Annotated in this window: 21 protein-coding genes; 9 read left to right on the top strand and 12 right to left on the bottom strand. The window is 73.2% G+C overall.

What is annotated here, in order from left to right:
* Position 1 precedes the first annotated feature (1 nt).
* Positions 2 to 628 carry a hypothetical protein gene (locus LCH29_RS00570; protein ID WP_446459658.1) on the bottom strand — a complete coding sequence of 209 codons (627 nt, stop codon included), beginning with the start codon at positions 626 to 628 and terminating at the stop codon, positions 2 to 4.
* On the bottom strand, positions 628 to 1044 hold the full coding sequence (locus tag LCH29_RS00565) for an ATP-binding protein (RefSeq protein ID WP_446459657.1): 417 nt from the start codon (positions 1042 to 1044) through the stop codon (positions 628 to 630). The genes LCH29_RS00570 and LCH29_RS00565 overlap by 1 nt, the downstream gene beginning before the upstream one ends.
* 247 nt (positions 1045 to 1291) lie before the next feature.
* On the opposite strand from LCH29_RS00565, the gene LCH29_RS00560 reads away from it, so the two are divergent.
* Complete coding sequence (locus LCH29_RS00560; protein ID WP_446459656.1) at positions 1292 to 2548, top strand: helix-turn-helix transcriptional regulator; 1257 nt, start codon at positions 1292 to 1294, stop codon at positions 2546 to 2548.
* A 14-nt stretch (positions 2549 to 2562) separates the two neighbouring features.
* Complete coding sequence (locus LCH29_RS00555) at positions 2563 to 2928, top strand: hypothetical protein (protein WP_446459655.1); 366 nt, start codon at positions 2563 to 2565, stop codon at positions 2926 to 2928.
* Positions 2929 to 3244: 316 nt separating this feature from the next.
* On the opposite strand, the gene LCH29_RS00550 is transcribed toward LCH29_RS00555, so the two are convergent.
* Together LCH29_RS00550 and glmS are read right to left on the bottom strand one after the other, a co-directional pair.
* Entirely contained in the window at positions 3245 to 3613 is a 369-nt protein-coding gene (locus LCH29_RS00550) for a holo-ACP synthase (RefSeq protein ID WP_446459654.1), read from the bottom strand.
* Positions 3614 to 3617: 4 nt separating this feature from the next.
* A complete protein-coding gene (gene glmS / locus LCH29_RS00545; protein ID WP_446459653.1) occupies positions 3618 to 5465 on the bottom strand; it encodes a glutamine--fructose-6-phosphate transaminase (isomerizing) in 1848 nt (615 codons plus the stop codon).
* A 250-nt stretch (positions 5466 to 5715) separates the two neighbouring features.
* Between glmS and coaA the strand changes: the two genes are divergently transcribed.
* Both coaA and LCH29_RS00535 read left to right on the top strand, forming a co-directional pair.
* Positions 5716 to 6732 (top strand): type I pantothenate kinase, encoded by a 1017-nt coding sequence (gene coaA / locus LCH29_RS00540; RefSeq protein ID WP_446459652.1) that lies wholly within the window; start codon positions 5716 to 5718, stop codon positions 6730 to 6732.
* A gap of 22 nt (positions 6733 to 6754) precedes the next feature.
* Entirely contained in the window at positions 6755 to 7675 is a 921-nt protein-coding gene (locus tag LCH29_RS00535; RefSeq protein WP_446459651.1) for a DUF389 domain-containing protein, read from the top strand.
* Between the two features lie 576 nt (positions 7676 to 8251).
* Here LCH29_RS00535 and glmM read toward each other — a convergent pair.
* From glmM to rplM, 3 genes are all read right to left on the bottom strand, one after another.
* A complete protein-coding gene (gene glmM, locus LCH29_RS00530) occupies positions 8252 to 9610 on the bottom strand; it encodes a phosphoglucosamine mutase (RefSeq protein WP_446459650.1) in 1359 nt (452 codons plus the stop codon).
* A gap of 176 nt (positions 9611 to 9786) precedes the next feature.
* Positions 9787 to 10290 carry a 30S ribosomal protein S9 gene (gene rpsI / locus LCH29_RS00525; protein WP_123106512.1) on the bottom strand — a complete coding sequence of 168 codons (504 nt, stop codon included), beginning with the start codon at positions 10288 to 10290 and terminating at the stop codon, positions 9787 to 9789.
* 41 nt (positions 10291 to 10331) lie between these two features.
* Positions 10332 to 10775: a 50S ribosomal protein L13 gene (gene rplM / locus LCH29_RS00520; RefSeq protein WP_123106513.1), complete on the bottom strand. Its 444-nt coding sequence runs from the start codon at positions 10773 to 10775 to the stop codon at positions 10332 to 10334.
* Between the two features lie 283 nt (positions 10776 to 11058).
* Here rplM and LCH29_RS00515 point away from each other — a divergent pair, with 283 nt between their 5' ends.
* On the top strand, positions 11059 to 11922 hold the full coding sequence (locus LCH29_RS00515; protein ID WP_446459649.1) for a hypothetical protein: 864 nt from the start codon (positions 11059 to 11061) through the stop codon (positions 11920 to 11922).
* A complete protein-coding gene (locus LCH29_RS00510) occupies positions 11910 to 12290 on the top strand; it encodes a CU044_2847 family protein (RefSeq protein ID WP_446459885.1) in 381 nt (126 codons plus the stop codon). Before LCH29_RS00515 ends, LCH29_RS00510 begins: the two co-directional genes overlap by 13 nt.
* A 44-nt stretch (positions 12291 to 12334) precedes the next feature.
* On the opposite strand, the gene LCH29_RS00505 is transcribed toward LCH29_RS00510, so the two are convergent.
* On the bottom strand, positions 12335 to 14041 hold the full coding sequence (locus LCH29_RS00505) for a chloride channel protein (RefSeq protein ID WP_446459648.1): 1707 nt from the start codon (positions 14039 to 14041) through the stop codon (positions 12335 to 12337).
* A 108-nt stretch (positions 14042 to 14149) separates the two neighbouring features.
* Between LCH29_RS00505 and fxsA the strand changes: the two genes are divergently transcribed.
* From fxsA to LCH29_RS00490, 3 genes are read left to right on the top strand one after another with little or no spacing between them, the layout of a single operon-like run.
* Positions 14150 to 14353, top strand: coding sequence for an FxSxx-COOH cyclophane-containing RiPP peptide (gene fxsA / locus LCH29_RS00500; protein WP_446459647.1), 204 nt, complete (start codon positions 14150 to 14152; stop codon positions 14351 to 14353).
* Positions 14350 to 15582: an FxsB family cyclophane-forming radical SAM/SPASM peptide maturase gene (locus LCH29_RS00495; RefSeq protein ID WP_446459646.1), complete on the top strand. Its 1233-nt coding sequence runs from the start codon at positions 14350 to 14352 to the stop codon at positions 15580 to 15582. Before fxsA ends, LCH29_RS00495 begins: the two co-directional genes overlap by 4 nt.
* A complete protein-coding gene (locus tag LCH29_RS00490; protein WP_446459645.1) occupies positions 15579 to 17315 on the top strand; it encodes an aKG-HExxH-type peptide beta-hydroxylase in 1737 nt (578 codons plus the stop codon). Before LCH29_RS00495 ends, LCH29_RS00490 begins: the two co-directional genes overlap by 4 nt.
* A 31-nt stretch (positions 17316 to 17346) precedes the next feature.
* On the opposite strand, the gene fxsT is transcribed toward LCH29_RS00490, so the two are convergent.
* The 4 genes from fxsT to LCH29_RS00470 all read right to left on the bottom strand — a co-directional run bounded on the left by fxsT (position 17347) and on the right by LCH29_RS00470 (position 25272).
* Positions 17347 to 21783, bottom strand: coding sequence for an FxSxx-COOH system tetratricopeptide repeat protein (fxsT, locus tag LCH29_RS00485; RefSeq protein ID WP_446459644.1), 4437 nt, complete (start codon positions 21781 to 21783; stop codon positions 17347 to 17349).
* On the bottom strand, positions 21780 to 22880 hold the full coding sequence (locus LCH29_RS00480; protein ID WP_446459643.1) for an AAA family ATPase: 1101 nt from the start codon (positions 22878 to 22880) through the stop codon (positions 21780 to 21782). The genes fxsT and LCH29_RS00480 overlap by 4 nt, the downstream gene beginning before the upstream one ends.
* On the bottom strand, positions 22864 to 24378 hold the full coding sequence (locus LCH29_RS00475) for a VMAP-C domain-containing protein (protein ID WP_446459642.1): 1515 nt from the start codon (positions 24376 to 24378) through the stop codon (positions 22864 to 22866). The genes LCH29_RS00480 and LCH29_RS00475 overlap by 17 nt, the downstream gene beginning before the upstream one ends.
* Positions 24379 to 24528: 150 nt before the next feature.
* Positions 24529 to 25272 carry a hypothetical protein gene (locus tag LCH29_RS00470; protein WP_446459641.1) on the bottom strand — a complete coding sequence of 248 codons (744 nt, stop codon included), beginning with the start codon at positions 25270 to 25272 and terminating at the stop codon, positions 24529 to 24531.
* Positions 25273 to 25538: the final 266 nt, after the last annotated feature.

Raw genomic sequence — 25538 nt, 5'->3', positions numbered from 1 at the left:
GTCATTTCGGGAGGTCGATGACCGTCACGTTGCGCAGTTCGCGGATCATCCGGGAGGCGAGAACGGCGTTGAGGCCGATGTGGCCGTACGGGACCATGACGTTCGACTCCCGCGCGCGCCACCCGCTCGTCGTGAGCTGGTAGTTGGTCCCGGAGATGCCCCACAGCCGTGGGGTCCGGACCCTGAGTACCGCGTAGTCCCCTCTGCCCAGGTGGGGGCACTGCTCGATGGACATGCGAGCGTGTGGCTCGCACAAGGGCGGCTGCTCCGTCAGGGAGCCCTCCGGCCAGGTCGGCGAGTCCCAGGATCTGCGCCAGTTGATGAACAGCCAGCCGTCCTTGTTGCGGCTCGCTGGGTTCCCGCAGATCTGGCATTTCATGGCGTACATGCAGATCCGCTGCCGAGCGATGTGCATGCTGTCGTAGATCGGTCTGCCCGTGCCGGGAGCGTGGGTCATCCGGGCCCATAAGGCCCCTGCGGTATCGCGATCGGTCGGACGGGACGTCTTGTAGCCGAGGCGCGGCTCGGGCGTGAGCAGGACGGTCAGATCGGACTCCGAGCCGAGGTGTTCGCCGCTCCATGCGGTGACGAACGGAACGACGGTCGGCCGGATGATGAGCGGGGCCATCAGGAGTCGGCCTTGGCGCGTAGCTCGGCCCAGACGGTCTTGCCCCAGGTGCGGTATTCGGTGCCCCAGCGGTCGGCCATCGCGGCGACGAGCAGTAGGCCGCGGCCACACTCCTCATTGCTGTCCGGGGCCTGAGCGATGGGCGCCTGAAGGCATTTGTCGGTGACGGCGAGACGTACGCGCCCCCGTTCGGGCAGTCGGACGCTGACGCGCAGGAGACGGCATCCGCTGTGGCGGGCGGCGTTGCCGACCAGTTCGGAGATGATCAACATCCCGTCCTCGACGAGGGGGCCGAGGTCCCAGGTGTTCAGTGCTGCGCGGACGAGGCGACGAGCGCGGCTCGCGGATTGCGGCTCGCACGGCATCGTTTCTCTGTAGCCGGCGGCGCCGGTGGCGTTGGGTCTCGTCATGGTCATGGACAGGGTCTTTCTTCCGGGGCGGTGGACCGCCAGCCCGGCGGCTCTGTCGTCTGGCCGGTGGCTGGCGAATCACCATCACGGCCGCATCCTGTGATGGCTCGGGCCGGTTCTTGATGCTGACAACGCCAAGGGAACCGCTCCGAGCGGATGCACTCCACGGCATCCATGCGGCAGAGGTGACGCAGAAGCGTGCAGCGGGTGCCCACGTCGAGTGGCGGTCCGCAGAGCGGGGAAGGGGAGCCCCATGGGGTTAGCTGAACGACGGAAAGCGCTGGGTTACAGCCAGGAGGGGCTTGCTCACGTCGTCGGTGTCGACCGCACGACGATCAGCCGCTGGGAGAGCGGGAAGACTGAGATCCAGCCCCAGCTGCGTCCGCAGTACGCAGCAGCGCTGCAACTTGATCTTGCCGAACTGGACGCCTGGGTTACCAAACCCCAAGCCACGTTCCAGGAGCCCGTAGTGTCCTCTTCAGGCGACCACTACAGCTCGGGGGATACCGACGACATGATTCGACGCGAGTTCCTGCGCGCACTTGCCGTTGCCGGGGCACTGGCGGGTCTACCGGCCGAGGAGTCGGAGGCCCTCGCAGAGGGAGCGCACCGCCGAGCGTCCGGCGACTTCATCCGAATGAACAACCACCTGTGGCAGGTGTATCAACTCGCACGGGCCAAAGGGGCTGTTTACCCCATCGTCTCCGACCAGATCGCTGCCCTCACCAAGACGATGGGCGGCCGCTCGGACAAGGACGCCAGGGCCTTGTGCGCCGCTGCCGGGGACCTCTTCCAGCTGACGGGCGAGCTGGCCTTCGACGGCAACCGCTACACCGACGCAGCGGCTTGCTACACACTTGCCGCGTCAGCCAGCAAGGACGCGGGAGCTTTCGATCTCTGGGCCTGTGCGCTCACCCGACATGCCTTTGTCGATGTGTACGAGCGTCGCTACCGCGAGGCTGCCGACCTCTTGTCGGCTGCTGAACGGCTTGCCCGACGGGGTGACAGCGCCCTGTCGACGCGACACTGGGTCGCTGCGGTGCAAGCCGAGGCGTTCGCGGGGCTGGGAGATCTGACCGCATGCGAAAGTGCACTCGAGCAGGCCGAGAAGGTTGCTGACATGACCGGACGGGCGCAGAACGGCGGGTGGCTCCGCTTCGACGGCTCCCGGCTCGCGGAGGAGCGCGGAGCTCGGTACGTCCAGCTGGGTCGGCTCGACCTTGCTGAGCAGGTGCTTCAGAGTGCCCTTCGCCAGGGTGCCCTGGCAGAGGGCCAGTCCTATCGGCGCCGAGGTGCCGTGCTCGCGAATCTGGCTGCCATCGGCGTCAAGCGCAAGGATCCGGAGCAGGTTGTCGTCCACGCCCGCAAGGCAATCCACCTGGCGCGGGAATCTTCCTCCGGTTATGTCACTCGTAGGCTCCAGGACCTGCGTACGGACTTCGGCCCCCTCGCTCGCGATGTGCGCGTTGCCGAGGTGGACGCCGAGATCAAGGCACTGAACGCCAACTGACGAAAGGGGCAGGGATGTCGCAGACCGAGGGTGCGCGGCTGTTTCGGGAGGCTTGGATCGCGGGGGTGCGGCGGCACTTTCCCGGGGAGCCCAAGCCGGGCTATGTGACGCCCTGGGAGGACACCCCGGAGTGGGAGCGTGCGGCCGCCGGGGCGGTGTACGAGCAGGTGCGGCAGTTCCTCGACCTGAGCGCAGGGCACGCGTCCCGCCTCACGCGGGAGCAGAAGAGCCGTTTCGTCGCCACGTGCTGGACCGCGCAGATGTACCGGCACTTCGAGGACCCGAAGCCCGGTTACGTCGCCGACTGGCCCGATCTCCCCGGCTGGCAGCAGGAGACGGACGCGGACATCTTCGAGGCGATCGAGAAGGCCGTCAGCTGACGCGCGTCCTGCTTACGCTTGGCCGCCGACACGGTGGGAGGGGCGGGGGTGGCTCCCACACCCGCCCGGCGCCGGGCCATCGGGCATACCGGAGCCAGACCGGGGCCGGGGGCACCGGCGGGGAGCCGCGACTCGACGGGAGGGGCGGGGTCGCAGGGGTGGGGTCCTGGACACCACGTGTATGTGTGGCGCCGTGGACTTCCGGCCCACCCCACGTTCTACAGCAGCGGCGCCGTAAATAGACGGTCCAGGGCCCCGCCCCGGAGGCCCCGCACCGGCACCACCCACCGCACCGACCGCGCACCCACCAACAACCTCACGCCTCCGCGATCACCACCGCCGACGCCACCCCCGCGTCGTGGCTCAGCGAGACGTGCCACCCCCGTACGCCCAGCTCAGCGGCCCGCGCCGCCACCGTGCCGCGCACGGACAGGCGCGGGCGGCCGCCGGGTTCGGTCCATACCGAGGCGTCCGTCCAGCGCAGGTCGCCCGGGGCGCCCAGGGCCTTCGCGACCGCCTCCTTGGCGGCGAACCGGGCGGCGAGTGAGGCGACGCCGCGGCGCTCGCCGGTCGGCAACCACAGCTCGGCCGCCACGAACAGCCGGTCGGCCATCCCCGGCGTACGGTCCAACGCGGCGGCGAAGCGGTCGATCTCCGCGACGTCGATCCCGACCCCGACGATCACGCGGTCACTCGACGGTCACCGACTTGGCCAGGTTGCGCGGCTGGTCGACCTCGTTGCCGCGGGCCGTGGCCAGCTCGCAGGCGAAGACCTGGAGCGGCACGGTGGCCACCAGCGGCTGGAGCAGGGTCGGGGTGACGGGGATCTCGATGAGGTGGTCGGCGTACGGGGCGACCGCCTCGTCGCCGCGCTCGGCGATCACGATGGTGCGGGCACCGCGCGCCCGGATCTCCTGGATGTTGGAGACGATCTTGTCGTGGAGGACGGAGCGGCCGCGGGGCGAGGGCACCACGACCACCACCGGCACGTCCTCTTCGATCAGGGCGATGGGGCCGTGCTTCAGCTCGCCCGCCGCGAAGCCCTCGGCGTGCATGTACGCCAGTTCCTTGAGCTTGAGCGCGCCCTCCAGGGCGACCGGGAAGCCGACGTGACGGCCCAGGAACAGCACGGTGTTCTTGGACGCCAGGCTGCGGGCCAGCTCCCGCACGGGCTCCATGGTCTCCAGGACCTCGTCCACCTGGGTGGCGATCTCGGACAGCTCGCGGATCACGGAGAGGATCTCGTCGCCCCACTTGGTGCCGCGCACCTGGCCCAGATACAGGGCCACCAGGTAGCAGGCGACGAGCTGGGTGAGGAACGCCTTGGTGGAGGCGACGGCGACCTCGGGCCCGGCGTGGGTGTACAGGACGGCGTCGGACTCGCGCGGAATCGTGGAGCCGTTGGTGTTGCAGATGGCGAGCACCTTGGCGCCCTGCTCGCGGGCGTGCCGCAGGGCCATGAGGGTGTCCATGGTCTCGCCGGACTGCGAGATGGCGATCACCAGCGTCCGCTGGTCCAGGATCGGGTCCCGGTAGCGGAACTCACTGGCCAGCTCCGTTTCGCAGGGGATGCGGGTCCAGTGCTCGATGGCGTACTTGGCGATCATCCCGGCGTGGTACGCCGTACCGCACGCCACGATGACGACCTTGCTGACCTCGCGCAGCACGGAGGCGGGGATGCGGACCTCGTCCAGGCAGAGGTTCCCGGCCAGGTCGATGCGGCCGAGGAGGGTGTCGGCGACCGCCTTCGGCTGCTCGGCGATCTCCTTGAGCATGAAGTAGTCGTAGCCGCCCTTCTCGGCGGCGGACGCGTCCCAGTCCACGTGGTACGGGCGGACCTCGGCCGGGGCGCCGTCGAAGTCGGTGACGACGACGCCGTCGCGGCGGGCCTCGACGACCTGGTCCTGGCCCAGCTCGATGGCCTCGCGGGTGTGGGCGATGAACGCGGCCACGTCGGAGGCGAGGAACGCCTCGTCCTCGCCGACGCCGACGACCAGCGGCGAGTTGCGGCGCGCGCCGACGACCACGTCGGGCGCGTCGGCGTGCACGGCGACGAGGGTGAAGGCGCCCTCCAGTCGGCGGCACACCTGGCGCATGGACTCGGCGAGGTCACCGCAGGAGGAGAAGGACTCGGCGAGCAGGTGGGCGACGACCTCGGTGTCCGTCTCGGAGGCCAGCTCGTGGCCGCGGTCGGCCAGCTCGGCGCGGAGGGCGGCGAAGTTCTCGATGATGCCGTTGTGGACGACGGACACCCGGCCCGCGTTGTCCAGGTGCGGATGGGCGTTGGCGTCGGTCGGCCCGCCGTGGGTGGCCCAGCGGGTGTGGCCGATGCCGGTGGTGCCGCTGGGCAGCGGCCGGTCGGACAGCTCCTTCTCCAGGTTGGCGAGCTTGCCCGCCTTCTTGGCGGCGGCGAGCCCGCCGTCGGCCAGGACGGCGACTCCGGCCGAGTCATAGCCGCGGTACTCCAGCCGCTTGAGCCCGGCGAGGACGACATCGAGGGCGGACTGCCCTCCCACGTAACCAACGATTCCGCACATGCAGTGCAGCGTACGACCCACCGGTCCGGGGGCCGACCACCGCCCGCGCGTCGGCCCCCGCTTTCCGGCCCCGGCCGGGCCCGCTTCCGGCCCGGTTCCGGCGTCATTTCGGGCATGAGGGCGGGCATGAGGGCGGGCATGAGGGCGGGCATGACGCGGCCGCGGGCGCCCGGCCGGGGTGACCGCCGGGGTGACCGAGCCCACGCCCGCGGCCCGCCCCTCCTGAGCGCCCAGCCACGACAATGAAGGGATGATCACGTCTACCGCGCGCGAGGCGCGCACCGGCCCCGTGCGCGCCGCGCAGCGGCGGGGCGGCGAGGCGACGCCGTATGTGGACCTGTCCCGCGCCGAGTGGAGTGCGCTGCGGGAGAAGACCCCGCTGCCGCTCAGCGCCGAGGAGGTCGAGCGGCTGCGCGGGCTCGGCGACGTCATCGACCTGGACGAGGTACGGGACGTCTATCTGCCGCTGTCCCGGCTGCTCAATCTGTACGTGGCCGCCACCGGCAGCCTGCGCGGGGCGCTGAACACGTTCCTCGGCGACGCCAAGAACGGCCAGGGCCCCCAGACCGGCACGCCGTTCGTCATCGGCGTGGCGGGCAGCGTCGCGGTCGGCAAGTCGACCACGGCCCGGCTGCTCCAGGCGCTGCTGGCCCGCTGGCCGGAGCATCCGCGGGTGGAGCTGGTCACCACCGACGGCTTCCTCCACCCCAACGCCGAGCTGCACCGGCGCGGGCTGATGTCCCGCAAGGGGTTCCCCGAGTCGTACGACCGCCGCGCCCTGACCCGGTTCGTCGCCGATGTGAAGGCGGGCCGGGCGGAGGTCTCGGCCCCCGTCTACTCGCACCTGATCTACGACATCGTGCCGGGCGAGCGGCTGACCGTGCACCGGCCCGACATCCTCATCGTCGAGGGGCTGAACGTGCTCCAGCCCGCCCTGCCCGGCAAGGACGGGCTGACCCGGGTCGGGCTCGCGGACTTCTTCGACTTCAGCGTTTACGTGGACGCCCGTACGACGGACATCGAGCGTTGGTACCTCGACCGCTTCCGGAAGCTGCGCCAGACGGCCTTCCAGGACCCCTCCTCGTACTTCCGCAAGTACACCCAGGTCTCCGAGGACGAGGCGCTCGACTACGGCCGCATGATCTGGCGGACCATCAACAAGCCGAACCTCCAGCAGAATGTGCAGCCCACGCGGGGGCGCGCGACACTCGTGCTCCGCAAGGGCCCGGACCACAAGGTGCAGCGGCTCTCCCTGCGCAAGTTGTAGCAAGTTCTGAGGAGTTCGTGTCGTGCTGCATCTGCGGCTGATCGTCCCGGCCGACCGTACGGACGATGTGGTGCGCCTCCTGGAGGGCACCGTGGGCGCCACCCACCTGATCGTCCTGCCCGGCGCCGCCCGCGAACCGGCCGGGGACGTGGTGCTGTGCGACGTGGCGCGCGAGGCGGGCGACGGCCTGCTGGGCGGGCTGCGGGCGCTCGGTCTTGACGAGCACGGTTCGATCGCCGTCGACGACATCGACCTGTCGCTGTCGAAGCGGGCCGACCGGGCGGAGGCGGAGGCTCCGGGGGAGGGTGCGGACGCGGTGCTGTGGGAGCACCTGACGGAGGCCACCCACGAGGAGTCCACGCTGTCGGTCACCTTCCTCGCGTTCCTCAGCATCGCGACGATGATCGCGGCGTGCGGTGTGGTGCTGGACAACGCGGTCCTGATCGTCGGCGCGATGGCCGTCGGGCCGGAGTTCGGCCCGCTGGCCGGGCTGTGCACCGCCCTCGTACGGCGGGCCCCGCGGCTGGCCGGGCGCTCGGCGCTGGCGCTGATCGTCGGGTTCGTGGTGGCGATGGTGCTGACGACGGGCTTCAGTGTGGCGATGGACGCGGTCGGGCTGTTCACCCGGGACCTGCTGGACGCGGACCGGCCGAACACGGACTTCATCTGGCAGCCGGACTTGTTCTCGTTCGTGGTCGCCGTGCTGGCGGGCATCGCGGGGACGCTGTCGCTGACGTCGGCGAAGTCGGGGGCGCTGGTGGGGGTGGCGATCTCGGTGACGACGGTGCCGGCGGCGGCCAATGCGGCGGTGGCGCTCGGGTATGGCGAGGTCGAGCAGATGGTGGGGTCGAGTGAGCAGCTGCTGCTGAATTTGGCGGGGATCGTGGTGGCGGGGACGCTGACGCTGCTGGTGCAGCGGTGGCTGTGGGCGCGGCGGGGGTGATTCCCCACCCCGCCCCTTCCCGAAACCGGGGGCAAGCCCCCGGCCCCCACCGGGGCTCCGCCCCGAACCCCGCCCGGGGCTCCGTCCGGGACGGCACCCACGCGGTCCGGCATCGCGGCCGCCGCGTGGGCAGCTCGACGGCCCCACGCGGCACGGCTTGCGGCGACCGCAGGGCACGGCTTCAGGCCCGGCACGACGCCACGTCCTCCGCGAGCCACGGCCCGGCGGCCGCCATGCCCATAGAGCACAGCTCGGCGCAGCACGGCCCCACAGAGCACAGCCCCGCGGAGCACGCCTCGGCGCCGCACGGCCCCGCAGAACGCAGTCCGGTGGCCGCCACATGGCCATCGCCTCGCGATCGCCAGGCGGCACCGCCTCGCGCCCGCCGACGCGGCACGGGGCCGGCGGGTCCGGGTGGGGCGTGGGCGACGTCCGCACACCGGGCGGCCGATTCCACAACCGGCTGGGCGGCGACCGGTAGGCCGGGACCGTGGGGGCCGGGACCGGTAGGCCGGGACCGGAGGGCCGGGACCGGAGGGCCGGGACCGTGGGGGCTGCGGGCGCGCTCCCGGCCAGCTAGCCCAGGGCCGACTTCACGGCGTCGGCCAGGCGGCCCGCCACCGAGCGGGCCTGGTCGATGTCGGCGGCTTCGACCATGACGCGGACCAGGGGTTCCGTGCCCGAGGGGCGGAGCAGGACGCGGCCCGTCTCGCCCAGCTCGCGCTCGGCCTCGGAGACGGCGGCGGCCAGGTCGGCGCTGCTGGCGACGCGGGACTTGTCGACGTCGGGGACGTTGATCAGCACCTGCGGCAGGCGCTCCATCACCCCGGCGAGGTCGGCCAGGGTGCGGCCGGTCGCGGCGACGCGGGCGGCCAGGAGGAGGCCGGTGAGGGTGCCGTCGCCGGTGGTGGCGTGGTCGAGGGCGATGACATGGCCGGACTGCTCGCCGCCGAGGGCGTAGCCGTGCTCCTTCATCTCCTCCAGGACGTAGCGGTCGCCGACCGCCGTCTGGACCAGCTCGACGCCCTCGCGCTGCATGGCGAGCTTGAAGCCGAGGTTCGACATGACGGTGCCGACGACGGTGTTCCCGCGCAGCGTGCCCGCCTCGCGCATGGCGAGGGCGAGGACGGCGAGGATCTGGTCGCCGTCGACCTCGCGGCCGACGGAGTCCACGGCCAGACAGCGGTCGGCGTCGCCGTCGTGGGCGACGCCGAGGGCGGCGTCGTGCTCGACGACGGCGGCCTGGAGCCGCGCCAGGTGGGTGGAGCCGTAGCCGGCGTTGATGTTGAGGCCGTCCGGCTCGGCGCCGATCGTCACGACCTCGGCACCGGCGCGGGCGAACGCCTCCGGGGAGACCCGGGAGGCGGCGCCGTGGGCGCCGTCGATGACGACCTTGAGGCCGTCGAGGCGGTTGGGGAGGGCGTCGACGAGGTGGGCGACGTAAGCGTCGAAGCCCTCCGCGTAGTCCCGCACCCGGCCCACCCCGGCGCCGGTGGGCCGGTCCCACGGCTCGCCGGAAGCGTGCGCGCGGCAGGTGGTCTCGATGCGGTCCTCCAGCTCGTCGGCGAGTTTGTGGCCGCCGCGGGCGAAGAACTTGATGCCGTTGTCGGGCATCGGGTTGTGGCTGGCGGAGAGCATCACGCCGAGGTCCGCGTCGAGCGCGCCGGTCAGGTGGGCGACGGCGGGCGTCGGCAGCACACCCACCCGCAGCACGTCCACGCCCGCGCTGGCGAGCCCCGCCACCACGGCGGCCTCCAGGAACTCCCCGGACGCGCGTGGGTCCCGCCCGACCACCGCCACCGGCCGATGGCCCTCGAAGGTTCCCACCTCGGCGAGCACGTGCGCCGCCGCGACCGACAGGCCGAGCGCCATCTCAGCCGTCAGATCGGCGTTCGCGACGCCGCGCACACCATCCGTACCGAAGAGTCGTCCCACTGGTGTCCTCCGAGATTACGAGCTGTGGGGGCTTAAAGCTTGCGTGGAGATTGCCAGACGCTTGCCTGTAGGTATACGCCCCCTGGTGGCGATAGCCGAACGCCCCGGAGGCACGGGTGGTGCCGCCGGGGCGTGTCGACGAGCGGCGGAAGCCGCCGAACCGCGTGTGAAGCGGATTAACGCTTGCTGTACTGCGGCGCCTTACGGGCCTTCTTCAGACCGGACTTCTTACGCTCGGTGGCGCGGTCGTCACGGGTCAGGAAGCCGGCCTTCTTGAGCGGGCCGCGGTTGTTGTCCACGTCCGCCTCGTTCAGCGCACGGGCGATGCCCAGGCGCAGCGCACCGGCCTGGCCGGAGACGCCACCACCCGCGATGCGGGCGACGACGTCGTAGCGGTCGTCCAGCTCGAGCACCTTGAAGGGCTCGTTGACTTCCTGCTGGTGCACCTTGTTGGGGAAGTACTCCTCAAGGGTGCGACCGTTGATCTTCCACTGGCCGCTGCCCGGCACGATGCGGACACGGGCCACGGCGTTCTTGCGGCGCCCGGTGCCGGCGGCCGGCTGCGGGTCCCCGAAACGCGAGGCGAGCGACTCGGAGGTGTACTCCGACTCGATCGTCTCCACGCTCTCGGTGGTGTACTCCTCGACATCGAGGGGGGTCTCGGCGGTGGTCTCGGCCACGATGCTCCTCAGCTTCTCTTCGTCTTAGGGGGTGGCCGGACTTACTGCGCGACCTGGGTGATCTCGAACGGGACCGGCTGCTGAGCAGCGTGCGGGTGCTGGTCGCCCGAGTACACCTTCAGCTTCGAGAGCATCTGACGGCCCAGGGTGTTCTTCGGGAGCATGCCCTTGATGGCCTTCTCGACGGCCTTCTCCGGGTTCTTGTCCAGCAGCTCGTCGTAGCGGACGGAGCGCAGACCACCGGGGTAGCCCGAGTGGCGGTACGCCATCTTCTGGGTCCGCTTGTTGCCGGAGAGGTGCACCTTGTCGGCGTTGATGATGACAACGAAGTCACCCGCGTCGACATGCGGCGCGTACACCGGCTTGTGCTTCCCCCGGAGGAGGGTGGCGGCCTGGGTAGCCAGACGGCCGAGGACAACGTCGGTGGCGTCGATGACGTGCCACTGACGCTGCACGTCGCCGGGCTTGGGGCTGTACGTACGCACGGTCGTAGCCTTCGCTTCTTCAGTGAGTGTGGTCCTGACAAGGCCACCCGGACGATCACGACAGCCCTGGCCGCACCTCGGTGACGCATTCCGAGTGCCTGCCGCTGGTCATCGGCCCGGTGAACCGGCGTAACGGCCACTCACGTGAGAACGAGCAAGCCAATACGCATAACGAACTGGCAGAATACCGGCCCGCACCCACGGGGGTCAAAACGCCTCCCCCGGCCGTCACCCGGTCCCCGACGGGTCCTCGGTGTCACCTGCCGGGATTAGGATGCGCGCCATGAGCTTTGGGCAAGGGGGGCCGTACGGGCCCGGGGGATCTCAGCCGCCTCAGTCGTCTCGGCCGTCGACGCCGGACTGGGCCGCTATGGCAGATCACACCGCCGCGCGCGGCCGTCGCCGCCGATGGCTCTTCATCGGGGGCGCGGTGCTCGCGACGGCGGCCGTCGGGGCGATGGTGGCCACCGCGGTGGTCAGCAGCAACGACGGCGGCGGCTCCTCGGACGACTCGGCGAAGCACCTGCCCTCGCAGCCGACGCTGCCGCGCGAGTCGGAGTCGCCCGAGCCGTCGTTCTCCAACGTCGCTCCCCCGGCGCCGCCCAAGCCGCTGGACATCATCTCCGACGCGAAGCGGGACAAGGCGCCGCTGAGCGCGAAGACGCTCTTCCCCGACGAGGAGGCCGCGAAGGAGGGCCGCTCGTACGCGAAGGCGGCGACCTCCTCCACGGCGAGCTGCGCGGCGGGCACCCAGGGCGCCCTGGGGTCGGTGCTCAGCGGCAACGGGTGCCGCAAGCTGCTGCGCGCCACCTTCTCCCGGGACGGCGTGGCGGTCACCATCGGCGTCGCCGTCTTCGACGGCCGGGCGGCCGCGGAGAAGGCGAAGGACGGGTACAAGCCGAACGTGGCGTCGCTGTCGGGTGGCGGGGTTCCGTCGTTCTGCCGCCAGACCGCGTGCCGCACCTCGGCCAACGCGATCGGGCGGTACGCGTACTTCACGATCTCCGGGTACACCTCGGGGAAGAAGGTGACGACGGCGGACACCAAGGCGCTCCAGGCCGGGCGCGACATGGCCGACTACACCTTCCGCCGCATCCTGGCCCGCGGCAACGCGCAGGCGTCGGCGGCCGCCGGATCCAACGGCTGACCCATGGCGGAGCTGGTGGGTTTCCGGCTCGGCGACGGTACGGCGAGCGTGATCGTCGAGGTGGAGGACGACGAGCCGGGGGTGCGGCCGGCCGCCGGAGGCCGGAACGGGATCCCCGACGCGAGCGCGACCTTCGACGCCGGGTTCGCCGGGTCCGGGAGGCGGCCGCGCGGGCGCTGACCCGGCTCAGCACGCTGCCCGAGCCGCCGTCGACGGTGGAGCTGGAGTTCGGCGTGAAGCTGAGCGCCCAGGCCGGGGCGATGATCGCCAAGACCGGCATGGACGGCCACCTCAAGATCAAAATGACGTGGGAGCGCGATCCCGACCGACCCGGCGCGGAGGACGAGGGCGCGGACGAGGAAGGGTGACGGGCGCCTCGCCGAGCGCCGCCGCATCGCCGAGAGCCGCGTCGTCAGGAGTCGTGTCGCCACGAGCCGTGTCGCCGAGCGGCGCGTCGGCGGGAGCGGCGGGCGCCGAGGGGCGTGTCGGCGATCGGGGTCTCGACGAGCGGGGTCTCGACGAGCGCCGTATCGCCGGGGACCGCCGCCGCGAAGGGCCTGTCGCCGGAGGCCGCACCACCGCCGCGTGGCCCATCGGCGACGGCCGCGCCGTCGCGCGGCGTGCCGTCGCGAGCCGCATCGGTCGAGGCCGCCGCCGCGAGGGCCGCGTCGGCGGGGGTCGCCGGGGCGGGCTCCGGGACCGCGCCCTCCGGCGGGATCACCGCCGTCAGCTCCGTCACCGGCGCCTTCTCCTCCCGGCGGTCCAGCTGGCTGCGGTAGATCGTCACGCCTCCCATGACCAGCGCCGCGCTCAGCACCCCGATGACACCCGGCCCCAGCAGCCCCGAGTCCCCGCCGGTCTCCACGGCCATCACCAGGACCGCCACCGGGGCCCGCACCACCGGCCCGAGGCAGGCGGCCATGCCCACGATCACGAACATCGCCGGGCTCCGCGGCGCCAGCCCGAGCGGTTCGGCCAGCCGCCACACCGCGGCCCCGACGCCCGCGCCGATCACGAACCCGGGGCCGAAGATGCCGCCCGAGGCGCCCGAGCCCACGGTGAGCGCGGTGCCGACGATCTTCGCCAGGGGCACCAGCAGCACGGCCCAGAGGGAGAGGCCGAGCAGCACGTCCCGTTCCATCTCGCCCTCCATCAGCCCGTACCCCGTGCCCAGGACCCCCGGGACGAGCAGGCCGAGGCAGCCGACCGCGAGGCCCCCGGCGACGGGGAACAGCAGCTTGCGGAGGGTCGTACGGGAGCGCGGCTCCACCCGGTCGTGGACCCAGTAGAAGGCCGCCGCGTACAGCCGCCCGGCGCCCCCGGCCAGCAGTCCGATCACCACCAGCAGCGGCAGGTCTCCTAACCCGATGGCCCCGCTCACCGCGTGCTCGCCGAAGACCGGGCCGAAGCCGAAGCAGAGGCCGAACGCCGCGTACCCGGCGGCGGAGGCGAGGAGCGCCTTGGGGACGACGCTCACGTCGGCGTCCTTGCGGTACAGCAGCTCCGCGCCGAGCAGCGCCCCGCCCAGCGGCGCCCGGAACACCGCCCCGACCCCGGCCGCCAGGCCGATCACCACGGCGGTACGGGCCTGGGCGGGGGACAGCCGGGCGCGGCGGGCGAAGACGGAGCCGAAGGCGGCGGAGATCTGGGCGGCCGGTCCCTCCGTCCCGGCGGAACCGCCGGAGCCGATGGTGAGCGCGGAGGCGACCATCTTCACGATCGTCACCCGGCCGCGCATGCCCAGCGGCGCGTGGTGCGCGGCGGCGATGGCCGCGTCGGTGCCGTGCCCGCCCGCCTCGGGGGCCAGCCAGCGCACCAGCGCCGCGGCGGCGAGGGCGCCCCCGGCGACCACGAGCGGCACCGCCCAGGGGCGTTCGAAGGAGGACGCGACGTCGAAGCCGCCCTCGACCGTCGTGCGGTACGGGTGGTAGCCGCCGAGTTCGCCGAGCACCCAGTGGGTGCCGAGCTTCAGCAGGCCGAACAGGCCCGCCGCCCCTAACCCCGCGACCGCGCCGATGCCGATCGCGAGCAGCGCCCATCGGGCCAGGGTGTCCCCGCCGGGCTCGTCACCCGGAAGCCATTTCTTCCACCCGGACCCGCCATATCGTAGGCTTGGCACTGGAGCTCCCTCGGGCCGGTATGCACCATCTTCACTTCTTCACGGTCCATATTGGCATCCCCACAACGTTCCTGACGTTGATTCACACACTGATTCGAGGGGGAGACGATGCACGGGACCACCGGCGAGCGGGAGCCTCTGATGCCGGATCTGACCGGCCTCCCCCTGGACGACATCCTGACCGGTTCCGGCAGTGCGCTGGTCAACGCCCTGCACCGGGTCGTCGACGAGGTGGCGGCGGCCGAACCCGCCATATCCGCCTATGACTCGGGCGCCCAGCTCCTCCCCGCCGGACCGTCCGACCGGCCGTGACCCACGGCTTATCGAACGAACCTTTTTGGCCCGATGACGCCCTGGACGTACCGGGCCTGCGGGCCGCGGGGGTGCCCCGGCTGCCGTTCCGGGAGTTCCTGCTGAAGGTGCACAGCCGGTGCAACCTGGCCTGCGACCACTGCTACGTGTACCAGGGCGCCGACCAGAGCTGGCGCGATCAGCCCCGCGCCATGGCCTGGCCGACCGCCGAGCGCACCTGCCGCCGCATCGCCGACCACGCCGCCGCGCACCGGCTGCCGTCCGTGCGGGTGCTGCTGCACGGCGGCGAACCGCTGCTCGCCGGGGCGGAGTTCCTCGGCAGGCTGGTGCGGCGGCTGCGCGAGCTGCTGCCGCACCACACCCGGCTCGACGTCCTCGCCCAGACCAACGGCACCCTCGTCGACGAGGCGGTGCTGCGGCTGTGCCACGACCACGGCATCCTGCTCGGCGTCAGCATGGACGGCGCCCCGGCCGTCCACGACCGGCACCGCGCCCGCGCGGACGGCGGCGGCAGCCACCGCGCCGTCGCCGACGCGCTGACCCTGCTGGGCCGCCCGGAGCACCGGCCGCTGTGGGCCGGGGTGCTGTGCACGGTGGACGTCACCGCCGACCCCGCCGCGACCTACCGCCATCTGATGGCGTTCGCGCCCCCGGCGATCGACCTGCTGCTGCCGCTCGGGCACTGGGGCAGCCCGCCGCCCGGCCGCACGGCCGACCCGCGCCACGTGCCGTACGCGCGCTGGCTGACCACGGTCTTCGACCTCTGGTACGAGGCTCCCGAGCAGACCGTCCGGCTGCCGTTCTTCGAGAGCGTCCTCGATCTGCTGCTGGGCGGCACCAGCCGCGTGGAGTCGGTGGGCGGCGGCGCGTCCCGGCTGGTGGTGGTCGAGACGGACGGCCGGCTCACCCAGTCCGACCTGCTCAAGACGGCGTACGCGGGGGCGCCGGACACCGGGTGCGATGTGTTCCGGCACGGCCTGGACGACCTGCTCGACCATCCCGGGATCGTGGCCCGCCAGCTGGGGCGGGACGCCCTCGCCGCCGAATGCCGGGCCTGCCCGGTGGAGGCGGTGTGCGGCGGCGGGCTCTACCCGCACCGCTACCGGCCGGGGACGGGGTTCCGTAACCCCTCGGTCTACAGCCCCGACCTCAAGGCGTTCATCCGGCATGTCGCGGACGTCGTCCGGGCCGACCTGGCCCGCCTGTCCGGCGCCGGAACCGTCCGGTGAGCCGCTTCCTCGCCCCCACCCCGGCCGACCTGGAGTCCCTGGGGCGCGGCGAAGGCCCTGCCCGTCCTGAGCTGCTGCGGGAGGGCGCCCGGAGCCGGACCCTGCTGCTGCTCCGGGCGCTGAAGGATCTGGGGGGCGACGACGGGATGGCGGCCGGGCTGGCGCTGCTGGCCGACGTCCAGCGCCACTCCCCCGCGGCCTTCGCGGCGGCGCTGGACCTCCCGGCGACCGGCGCGTGGGCCGCGTACTGCGTCCGCGCCGCGACCGCCGCGGGCCCCGGTGCGCCGCTGCCGCCGGAAGCCGCCGACCTGGCGGCGCTCGCGGGCGCGGCCGCGCACCGGGCCGGGATGCGGTACCGGATCGCGGTCGGCGCCCGGGACGGCGCGGTGCCGCTGCCGGGCCTCGGCCTCGCCGTCCTGCCGCCCGGCACCGCGCGCGCCGAACTCCGCGGCGAGGGCGGGGCGTCGGTGCTGTGCGGCGGCGGCCGTACCGTACGCATCCCGCGGGCGCCGGGAGCCGAGGCGCCCGGCTGGCACCCCGAGCCGCGGATCCGCGTCACCGCCGCGGGCCGCACGCTGGACGTACGGCTGGACTCCCTCCACCCCTTCCGGCAGGGCGGCGCCCCGCTGCCGCCGCGCCCCCTCGACGCGGCGGAGCGGCGCGTCTGGGAGGCCGACACCGCGGCGGCGTGGACGCTGCTGGCGGAGCGTCACCCCGCGCGGGCGCGGGACGTGGCGGCGACCGTGGCCTCGCTCGTGCCGCTGACCGGGCCCTCGTCGTGGACCAGCGCGTCGTACGGCGATGCCGTCGGCGCGGTGGGGCTCTCCCCGCACCCGGACGCGCGGTCGCTGGCGGCGGCGCTGGTGCACGAGGCCCAGCATTCGAAGCTGTCCGCCCTGCTGACGGTCGCCGATCTGCTCGACGCCCCGCCGGGGTTACGGGCGTACGCCCCCTGGCGGGACGATCCGCGGCCGCCCGCCGGGCTGCTCCAGGGGGCGTACGCCTTCCTCGCGGTCACCGGCTTCTGGCGCGACGAGGCCCTGCGGGCGGGGACGGACGAGGAGGTCCACGCGGCCCAGACCCACTTCGCCCGCTGGCTGCGACCCACCGCCGACACCGTGGCGGTGCTGGCCCGCTCCCCCTGGCCGACCGCCGAGGGCCGCCTGCTGCTGGACGCGATGCGGCGCACGCTCGCCGACTGGGCGACGACCCGGATCGCGCCCGCGGCCGCCGCCGCGGCCCGGTCGGCGGCGGTCCGGCACCGGGTCCGGTGGCGGCTGCGGCACGCGCCCGCGCCGCCGCGCGCGCTGGTGGAGGCGCTCGCGGCCGCGTACGGGGCGGGGCTGCCCGTACCCCGGGAGGCGGCCCGGCTGCTGCACCGGTCGCCCGCCCTCACCCCGGACGCCGAGCCCGACCCCGGCACCGCGATGCCGGAGCTGGTGCACGCCGTACGCGAGGCCGCGGGCCCCACCCCGGCCCCCGGCCTGACCGGCTGGCTGCGCCCGGTGGTGGAGCACTGCGCGGCCCTGCGGAGCGTGCGCGGGCCCTTCGTCCCATCAGCCCAGGGTGCCCCCGTCCGGACCGGCCAGGGGCACCTCCCAGCGGTAGCCGGGGGCGAGCTGAAGGGGCACGCCGGTGTCGAAAGGGAGTCGCGCGCAGGGAGCGAGGGCTCGTATCCATATGCGGCTCCGCCGCGCGGGCGACCGAGCACGTCGACCGTCGACACCGGCTGAGGCGCCCCGGAGGCGAGCGGAGCCAAAAAAATCAGGACGGTGGCGGTTCGATGTCCCATTCGGCGCGGATGCCTTCGGCGGCGGCGCGGGCCTCGGGGTGATCGTCGCCGATGGTCGTCCGGTAGCGGCCCAGCACGGTCTCCGTCAGCTCCCGTGACCGGTCCGGCTCCCCGGCGGTCTCCAGGTCCAGTGCGAGGTTGCGCAGGACGGCGAGGGTGCTGGGGTGGCTGTCCCCGAGCAGGGTCTCCAGCCGGGCGGAGATCTCGGTGTTGAGCACCCGGGACTCCTCGTGGTTGCCCAGCCGGGCGAGGTCGGTGGCGAGGTTGGCCCGGGAGAGCAGCACCCAGGGGTGGTCCGCCCAGAGGGAGCCCGCGATGCCGGTGGCGGTGTCCTGGTCCAGCCGGTGGGCGCGCGGGTGCTCGCCGAGCGCCCGGAGCGTCACCGCGTGGTTGAGGGCGGCCAGGTAGGTGTACGGATGGTGCTCGCCGAGGACCTCCCGGTACCCCTGGTGGGCCTCGGCGCCGCGCTGGCCCGCGGCCTGGAGGTCGCCGGTCATGCGCAGGTCGTTGCCGAGGTTGGTGAGGGCGGCGAGGGCGTCGGGGTGGCGGTCGCCGACGGTGCGGCGGTAGTGGTCGAGGACCAGCACGGCAAGCTCCAGGCCGCGTTCGTAGTCCCCGGCCTTGCGGCAGCTGACGGACAGGTTCTTGATGGCGCGCAGGGTGTGCGGATGGGTCTCGCCGTAGTACTGGCGGTAGGTGGCGACGGTCTGCTCCTGGAGGGTGCGCGCCTCCGCGTACTCCCCGCATTCGCGCATGTCGCGGGCGAGGTTGTTGACGGTGAACAGCGTGGAGCGGGCCGTCGCGCCCAGAACCATGGCCCGGACCTGCCAGACCTTCCGGTCCAGCTCGCGGGCCTGGGTGAACAGGCCGGACAGCCGCAGGCTCACCGCGTAGTTGTGGCCCGCCATCAGGGTGTTGGGGTCGTCGGTGCCGAAGACGCGCACGCTCTTGGCGTACGTGTCCTCGTCGAGCTCCAGGGCCTCCCGGAAGCGGCCGGTGGCCCGCAGGTCGGCGGCGACCCCGCCCGCCAGGTTGAGCGTGTCCTCGTGCTCCTCGCCGACGGTGGCGCGCAGCCGCCGCAGCGCGTCCGCGTTCAGCTCGCGGGCCTCGTCCAGCCGGCCCAGGGACCGCTGGGCCGCGCCCAGCAGCCGGCCCAGGTTGATGGTCCGCAGATCGTCGGGGCCGAGGCTGCGGCGCCACTCCGTCAGGGCGCGCCGGGCCAGCTCGACGCCGCTGCGGGAGTCGCCGCGGGCCAGCAGATAGCGGACGACGTTGAGGACGGTGTGGCAGACGTCCGGGTCCTCGCACTCCAGCATGCCGGAGGTCTCGACGTGCGGCAGGATCTCCGTGTACTGCTCCCAGTTGCGCAGCATTTCGGGGTCGCCGGGGTCGTGCGCGGACAGCAGCAGATGGGCCAGGTGGGCCGTGCTCGCGGCGGTCCCGGCGTCCAGCCCGTCCTGGAGGACGCTGCGCACCAGCCGGTGCAGCTGCACCGTACCGGCCCGGTTGTCGATGGTGAGGAGCGAGTAGCGGCCGATGTCGCGGATGGCCCGGGCCCGGTTGAGCGGTTCCTTGACGGTGCGGGACAGCGCGGCGGGCAGGCTGAGCAGCCGGGCGTTGTGCAGCAGGGACAGCGGCACCGGCTCGGGGCCGAAGAAGGCCAGCAGCCGCAGCAGTTCGAGGGCCCCGGCGTTGCGCGCCCGCAGCGAGTCCATGGAGACCTGCCACACGGCCGCCACGGAGGCCGCGCCGCCGACCGTCATGGGCTCGGCGAACACCTCGGAGCGGCGGCTGGCCAGCAGGCCCAGGTACTCCTCGACCTGCACACCGCTGTTGACCTGCCAGGCCGCGGCCTGCTCGATGGCGAGCGGCAGGTCGCCGAGGGCGTCGGCCAGCCGTGACGCGTCCTCGCCGGTCATGGCGGTGTCGCGGCGGCAGAGGAACTCGATGCTCTCCTCGCGCGTGAAGACGTCCACCTTGAGGGCGCTGACCTGGTCGGCCCAGCCGCCGTCCCGGGAGGTGATGATGACGTGGCCCGCGCCGCCGGGCACCCCCACCATGTGCGGGATGTACGGCATGACGTCCTCGGGGCCGAGGGCGTTGTCGAGGACGAGCAGCCAGCGCTTCACCGGGAAGCCCGAGGCCAGGGTGGAGATGACCTTGTCGACCACGCCGTCCACGTCGGGGCCCTCGATACCGAGGGTCGCGCCGAGCGCGGAGAGCGAGGTGCGGATGACGGCGGGCTGTTCGGCCCGCACCCACCAGACGAGGTCGTACTCCTCCGCGTACCGGCGGATGTACTCGATCGCCAGCTGGGTCTTGCCGACGCCGCCGAGCCCGTACAGCGCCTGGGGCAGCACGGCGGCACGGCGGCCCTCGGCGAGGTAGGACCGCAGCATCCGCAGATGCTCCTCGCGGCCGGTGAAGTTGGCGTTCGGCAGCGGGACGCTGCCGGGGGCGCGCACGGCCCCGCCGGGGGGCGCACCGGCGGGGGTCTGGTCGGGGGCGGAACCCGGAGGGCCGTCCGGGGCGGCGCCGTTCTCCTGCGGGGGGCCGGTCGGGGGCGCGCCGGCCGGTGTGGACGATGTGAGCCGTTCCGTGTCCGGAGCGCTCCCTGACATGGTCTCTCCCTTGGTGCGGACGCCCGGAAGATCGCTGCGGTCGTCGGTCTCGGGCGGGGAAGGCGGCGGATCGACCAGGACGCGCACCTTCTGCGCGAGCCTGCTGTACGGACGGCCGAGCGCGAGGAGCGCGGGATGGGCGGCCGCGGCCAGCTCCCGTTCGGCGGGGGTCAGCCGGTCGTCGACCGGCCCGTCGGGCGCGGCGAGATACCGCGGCAGCAGATCGGGGCGGGCGCCGATGACCTTGGCCGCCACCGCGGACACCCCTTGGAGGGCGCGGAACAGCTCGCCGCGCCCGAGCCCGCCGAGGAGCTGGTTGCGCACGCCGTCCCGGAAGGCGAAGCCGGTGAACCCGGCCGCGGCCGGGGCGGGACGCTCCAGCAGCCCGCTGAGCAGGACTTCGGCCAGCGGCAGCGGGCCCAGCCGGGGCAGCACGGCCTTCTTGACCTTCTCCATCACATCGAGGGTCAGCGGCGCGAGCGCGAGATGGGAGGCGAGCAGCCGGGCGGCGGGCGAGGCGGCGGCGCGGAAGTTGCGCACCCGTTCGTCCGGGGCGAGCGGTTCGTCGTCCTCCGGGGTGCGCGGGGCGGCGGCGCAGCGGGCGGCGAGCCCGTCGGCGTCGGTGAGCAGGGCGGCGGCGGGCAGCCAGCCGCCGCCGGTGCCGGTCACCAGCCGGGCCCAGGTGGCGAGCCATTCGGGCTCGATCTCCAGCACGGGGACGGGCACGGGCCGGTCCTCCGGCGGGCCTTCGCCGGGTAACGGCCCGTCCGGGTCGTCCGGATCCGGGCCCTCCGCGTCGGGGGCCCCGGGGGCCGGGCCCGGGAGGCGCAGGCCCAGCTCGGTGTTGGGCAGCCCGCCCGCGCAGGCGCGCAGGGAGACGTCCAGCGGGATGGCGTCGCACCGGTCCCACATGTGGTGCGGCAGCGGGTTGAGCACGGCGACGGGTCCGTGCCGCGCCCACAGGTCGAGCAGCCGGGGCACGGTGCCCCGCGACCACCCCTCGCCCACGCAGTCGCTGAGCAGCAGGATCAGCCGACGGCGCTGGGGGTGCAGCAGCTCCTGCGGGTCGCGGTCCGCGGCGCTGCCGTCCGGGCGCAGGACGACCTCGCCGGGGCGCCAGGTGTCCAGCCGCCACGTCCGTACGTCGCTGAACGCGCCCTGGCGCTGGAAGACCTCGGTGAGCGCCCGCGCCGCACCGTCCCAGACGGACATGGAGACGCTGTCCTCGACGACCAGGACGACGTCGAACCAGTGCTCCCCGGCGCCCTGGAACACCGGCTCCCAGAAGCCCTGTTCGGCGGCGCGGACGGCGGTGCCCTCCTCGTCCAGGGTGAAGCGGCGGACGGAGGCGCGGCGGCGCCCGAAGGGGCGCAGGGCGCGGCCGAGCCCCAGCGGGTCGCTCAGCTCGATCTGGCCCTGGGTTTCGTCGGCGCCCCAGGGCCAGGCGGCGTGGACCGCGGCGGGGCCGGGGCCGCCCGTGGCGCGGACGTGGACGTAACCGGGCCAGCGGGCCTCCGTGGCGGCCGCCCCCGCGGGGCCCTCGGGCGGGCCGTCCCCGGGCGCGGTCGCGGGCGGTTCGAGCGGTTGCGAGGCGTCCTCGGCGTGCTCGACCAAGGAGGGCGCGGGGGCGGGCGGGGTGTCCGGTGCGGGGGCGGCCGGGTGGTCCGGTGGGTCGGAAGGGGAGGGGGTGGCGGCGGCCCGCCGGATGCGCTGTTGCAGCAGTACGGCCTCCGCCCATTCCCGGGGCGTGGGGCCGTCGGTCTCCCGGCCGTACCGGTACCCGGTCATGTCGGTGATTCCGTGCCCAGCGCGTGCCACAGGGCGTCACGGAGCCGCGCCCAGGAGGTCTCGTCGGACTTCGCCGCCCCGTTGGAGAGCATGTGCACGGTGTTGAGCAGCTGGTCGGTCGCCAGGCCCCCGTGCTCCCTGCTGTGGTCGAGGAACTCGCGGATCAGCGCCCTGGCGTCCCGGCCCCGGTCGCCGCCGAAGTGGGCGGTGACCATGGCGGTCAGCCGCTCCTCGTCGGGGTCGGGCATCCGGATCTCCAGACAGCGCCGCCGGAACGCGGGCGGGAACTCGCGCTCCCCGTTGCTGGTGATCACGACCACCGGGAACTCATGGCAGCGGACATGACCGTTCTCGACCGGAACGGTGTCGGTATGGTCCGCGGTCATCACCTTCACGACCGAGCGCTGCCGGTGGCGCTCCAGCTCGCGGATGCGGAACTCGCCTTCCTCGAAGACGTGGAGGAGGTCGTTGGGCAGGTCGATGTCGCTCTTGTCCAGCTCGTCGACGAGCAGCACCCGGGGCCGGGTCCAGGGCAGCAGGGCCGTGCCCAGCGGGCCCAGGGTCAGATAGCGGCCGAGGTCGGGCAGGACCCGGTCCTCCGCCGCGCCGCCGACCGGCGGCGGGGTGTCCTGGACGCGGCCGATCGCGTCGTAGTCGTACAGCCCGTCCTTGAGCGTCGTACGGCTGACGATGGGCCAGGAGAGCACCGGACCCAGGCCCAGCTCGGTGGCGATCCGGTACGCCAGGCTGGACTTGCCGGTGCCGGGCCGCCCGGTGACCAGCAGCGGGCGGCGGACGTGCAGGGCCACGTTGACCATCTCGACCACGGAGCGGTCCAGGGTTCCGCCGCCGGGGCTGCCCAGGCGGCGGCGACCGGCCGGGGCGGCGCCGGGCGGGGGCAGCGGGGTGCCGGCGTCCTCGAAGACCCGCCAGGGCGGCGGTGGCGGGATCGGCGGCGCCGCGCGCTCCCCGGACGGTTCCAGGCCGCTGTCGTGGAACACCCACCAGGGCGGGGCGCCCGCGCGCTCCCCGCCGCCCGCGTCGTGCGGGGTGTCCGGGCCGCCCGGGACGCCGTCGATGTCATGCCGATCGGTCATGTTCCCCCCTGATCGGCGGATGCAGCAGTACGGACCGCAGTTCCTCCAGGCCGTCCGGACTGTCCCATACGAGGCTGAGGTCCACGTCGAGGTTCACGTCGAGGTCCGCCGACAGCATCTCGCCGCTTCCTCCAGGTCGCAGTCCGCCTCTCAATAGTCTTACCCGCTCGGGGAGATCGGTGAGTGCCGTTCTGAGGAAGTTTCGTATTTCTTGGCGTCCTGCGACCGTTTCGCCCCCGCTGCGTACCCCGACCAGGGCCGGAATACCCGCCTCCAGCAGCACGGACAGATAGTCCGTGGCCTCGTCCCCGGTGTGCCGGGGCGGCTCGAACAGCACGAAGCAGACCGGTGTCTGGGCGTGCCGCAGCCGTCTGCGCAGCCTCCGGGGCTCCAGCACCACCCCGGGGTCGACCCACTCCACGGCCGCCTCCTGGTACTCCCGGCCATGGCTCTGGAGCCAGCGCCAGCGGCCCCGCAGATGGTGGTTGACGTGCGGCAGCCGCAGCCGCTCCCACGGGCGGACCACGACCGTGTGGTCCTCGCCGATCGGCCGCGACGACAACCCCGCCGGGCGCACCTCGAACCGGTCGACGTCCAGCCAGATCAGATGGAGCGGCAGGACGAACTCCACCTGGAGCCCCGGGGCGAGCAGCCCCAGCCGCTCGATGGCCTCCCGGTGAACCGCAGCGACCCGCGCCTCCAGCTCGTCCCGCCCCCGGGCGCGGGCGTCGCAGAGCACCGGGAACTCCCGCGACCGGTCGTCCATGAGCCGTGCCCGGATGCTGAACAGGGCGGCCGCCGCCGGGCGGGACGAGATCTCCACCACCAGGCTGCGCTCCCCGACCGGCAGCCCCGCCGCGGCAGCCTCCCGCTCGCGGGTGGCGGCGAGCAGCCCGGGAGGCCAGGCGAGCCGCTTGGCGACCTGGTGGTTCCACTGCCGCAGCCCCTTGCGCAGCGCGGGCCGCTCGCCCGCCGCCACCCGCTCCACGAACGTCATCAGCGCGGGCGCCCGGCCCTCCACCTCGACGTCGTCCTCCAGGTCGCGCACCAGCCGCTCCACCCGGCCGTTCCAGCTGTCGTCGCCCTCACCGGCCCGGCCGAGCAGCTCGAACGCGTAGCGGGACAGGGTGGTCAGCTCCGTCTCGGCGGCGCCGTCGAGCAGCAGGGCGCATAAGTCCCGGCGCTCGACGTCCGTCAGCAGCGGCACCGGGCAGCACTGGTCGACCAGTTGCCAGGCCTCCGCCAGCACCACGGTGCCCTCGTAGTCCTCGCCCACCGCGCGCAGCAGGACGCGCAGCCCGTCGGGGTAGCGGTCGCAGACCTCCGCGATGGACCGCAGGTCCCAGTGCTTGATGGTGTGGCGCTCCACGGGCAGCGTGACCCCGTAGGTCTCCTCGACGGTGTGGATCAGCCGGTCCCGCCAGGCGGCGCTGTCCGTCAGCCGGCCGAGGATCCTGGCCAGCTCCTGGTAGAGGTCGAACGCTCCGAAGCCGGTCATCCGGCCTGCCCTGCGTCCTGGATGGGTTGGTCCACTCCCGCGCGCTCCCCCCGAAACCCGCCCCGTGCCCTTCGGCGTACCGCGTCCGTTTTACCCGCGTACGTCGAATCGTACGCGCGTCGTAGGCGGATATGGGAGGCTTCACACCCCCTATGACCGGTTCGCGGCCTCCACCTTTCGAACCTGACGCTCCACGACCGTTTTGGGGACCGCGGGCTGGGTGGGGTTCGTCAGGTTCACACCGAAGGCCACGGTGAGCTGGGGTCCGGTGCGCACCACCGTGAAGGCGATGACGGCCTTCTCCTTGCCGCCGTCGACCATGCTGTACGCGAGCGCCTCGTCGCCCGCCGCGGGCGCGCCGAGCGGGGTCACCTTGGTGACGTCCGCCCGCTTTCCCGAACCGTCGGTGGCCGCGAACCCGCCCCCGCAGGCGGATATCGCCTTCCGCAGGTCCTCGACCGTCTTCTCGGCGTCGCCGGGCCCGTACGAGGAGAGCCGGATGATGCCGGAGACGCCCGCGTCCCGGCCCGAGGCCGCGGCGTAGCTCCGGTAGACGGAGTTCCGGGGCGCCGGGTCGAAGCCGGTGCCCATCAGCGCGGCCAGCGGTCGGCATCCGGGCTGGAGGGCCTTGGCAGGCTGAGCGTTCTCGCCCCCGTTGAACTCCCGCTCCGTCATCTTGCCGATCCCGTACCCCTTGAGACCGGCACCCTTGAGGTCGGCCTTGACCAGCGCGGCCCGTTCCAGGGCGGACGCGGACAGCGGCTCCGCCGCCGCGCCGTCGCGCTGGGCGACCTTCTCGTCCGGCTTCCGGTCCGAACCACCGCATCCGGTCACCAGCCCCAGTGCCGCCAGGACCGCCGCCGCGGTGAGCACGCTCCGCGCTCCGGATGTCATCACGTCTCTGCCCGCCCTCGGTTGACGCCCCCGCGTTCCTTCGGGCCATCCAACAACGGGGGCGGCCGGAACCCAAGGGGTCGCGAACAACCTCTGCGGGCGCGGACTCGCCGTGCGGACGGAGGTTGTACAGCTCACACTGAATGTGGTGCATCCCATATCACCACATGCATAAGCAACTTTTCCGCCTCCAGGCTGTCTTACCGACCGATCGTTCCTCAGTTCACTCCATATCGCCATCACACCGGCGGCACACACCGGAGGGG

Source organism: Streptomyces sp. BRA346, assembly GCF_052851135.1.
Note: the sequence above shows the minus strand (reverse complement) of the source record. Positions and strands in the feature narration are given on the sequence as shown.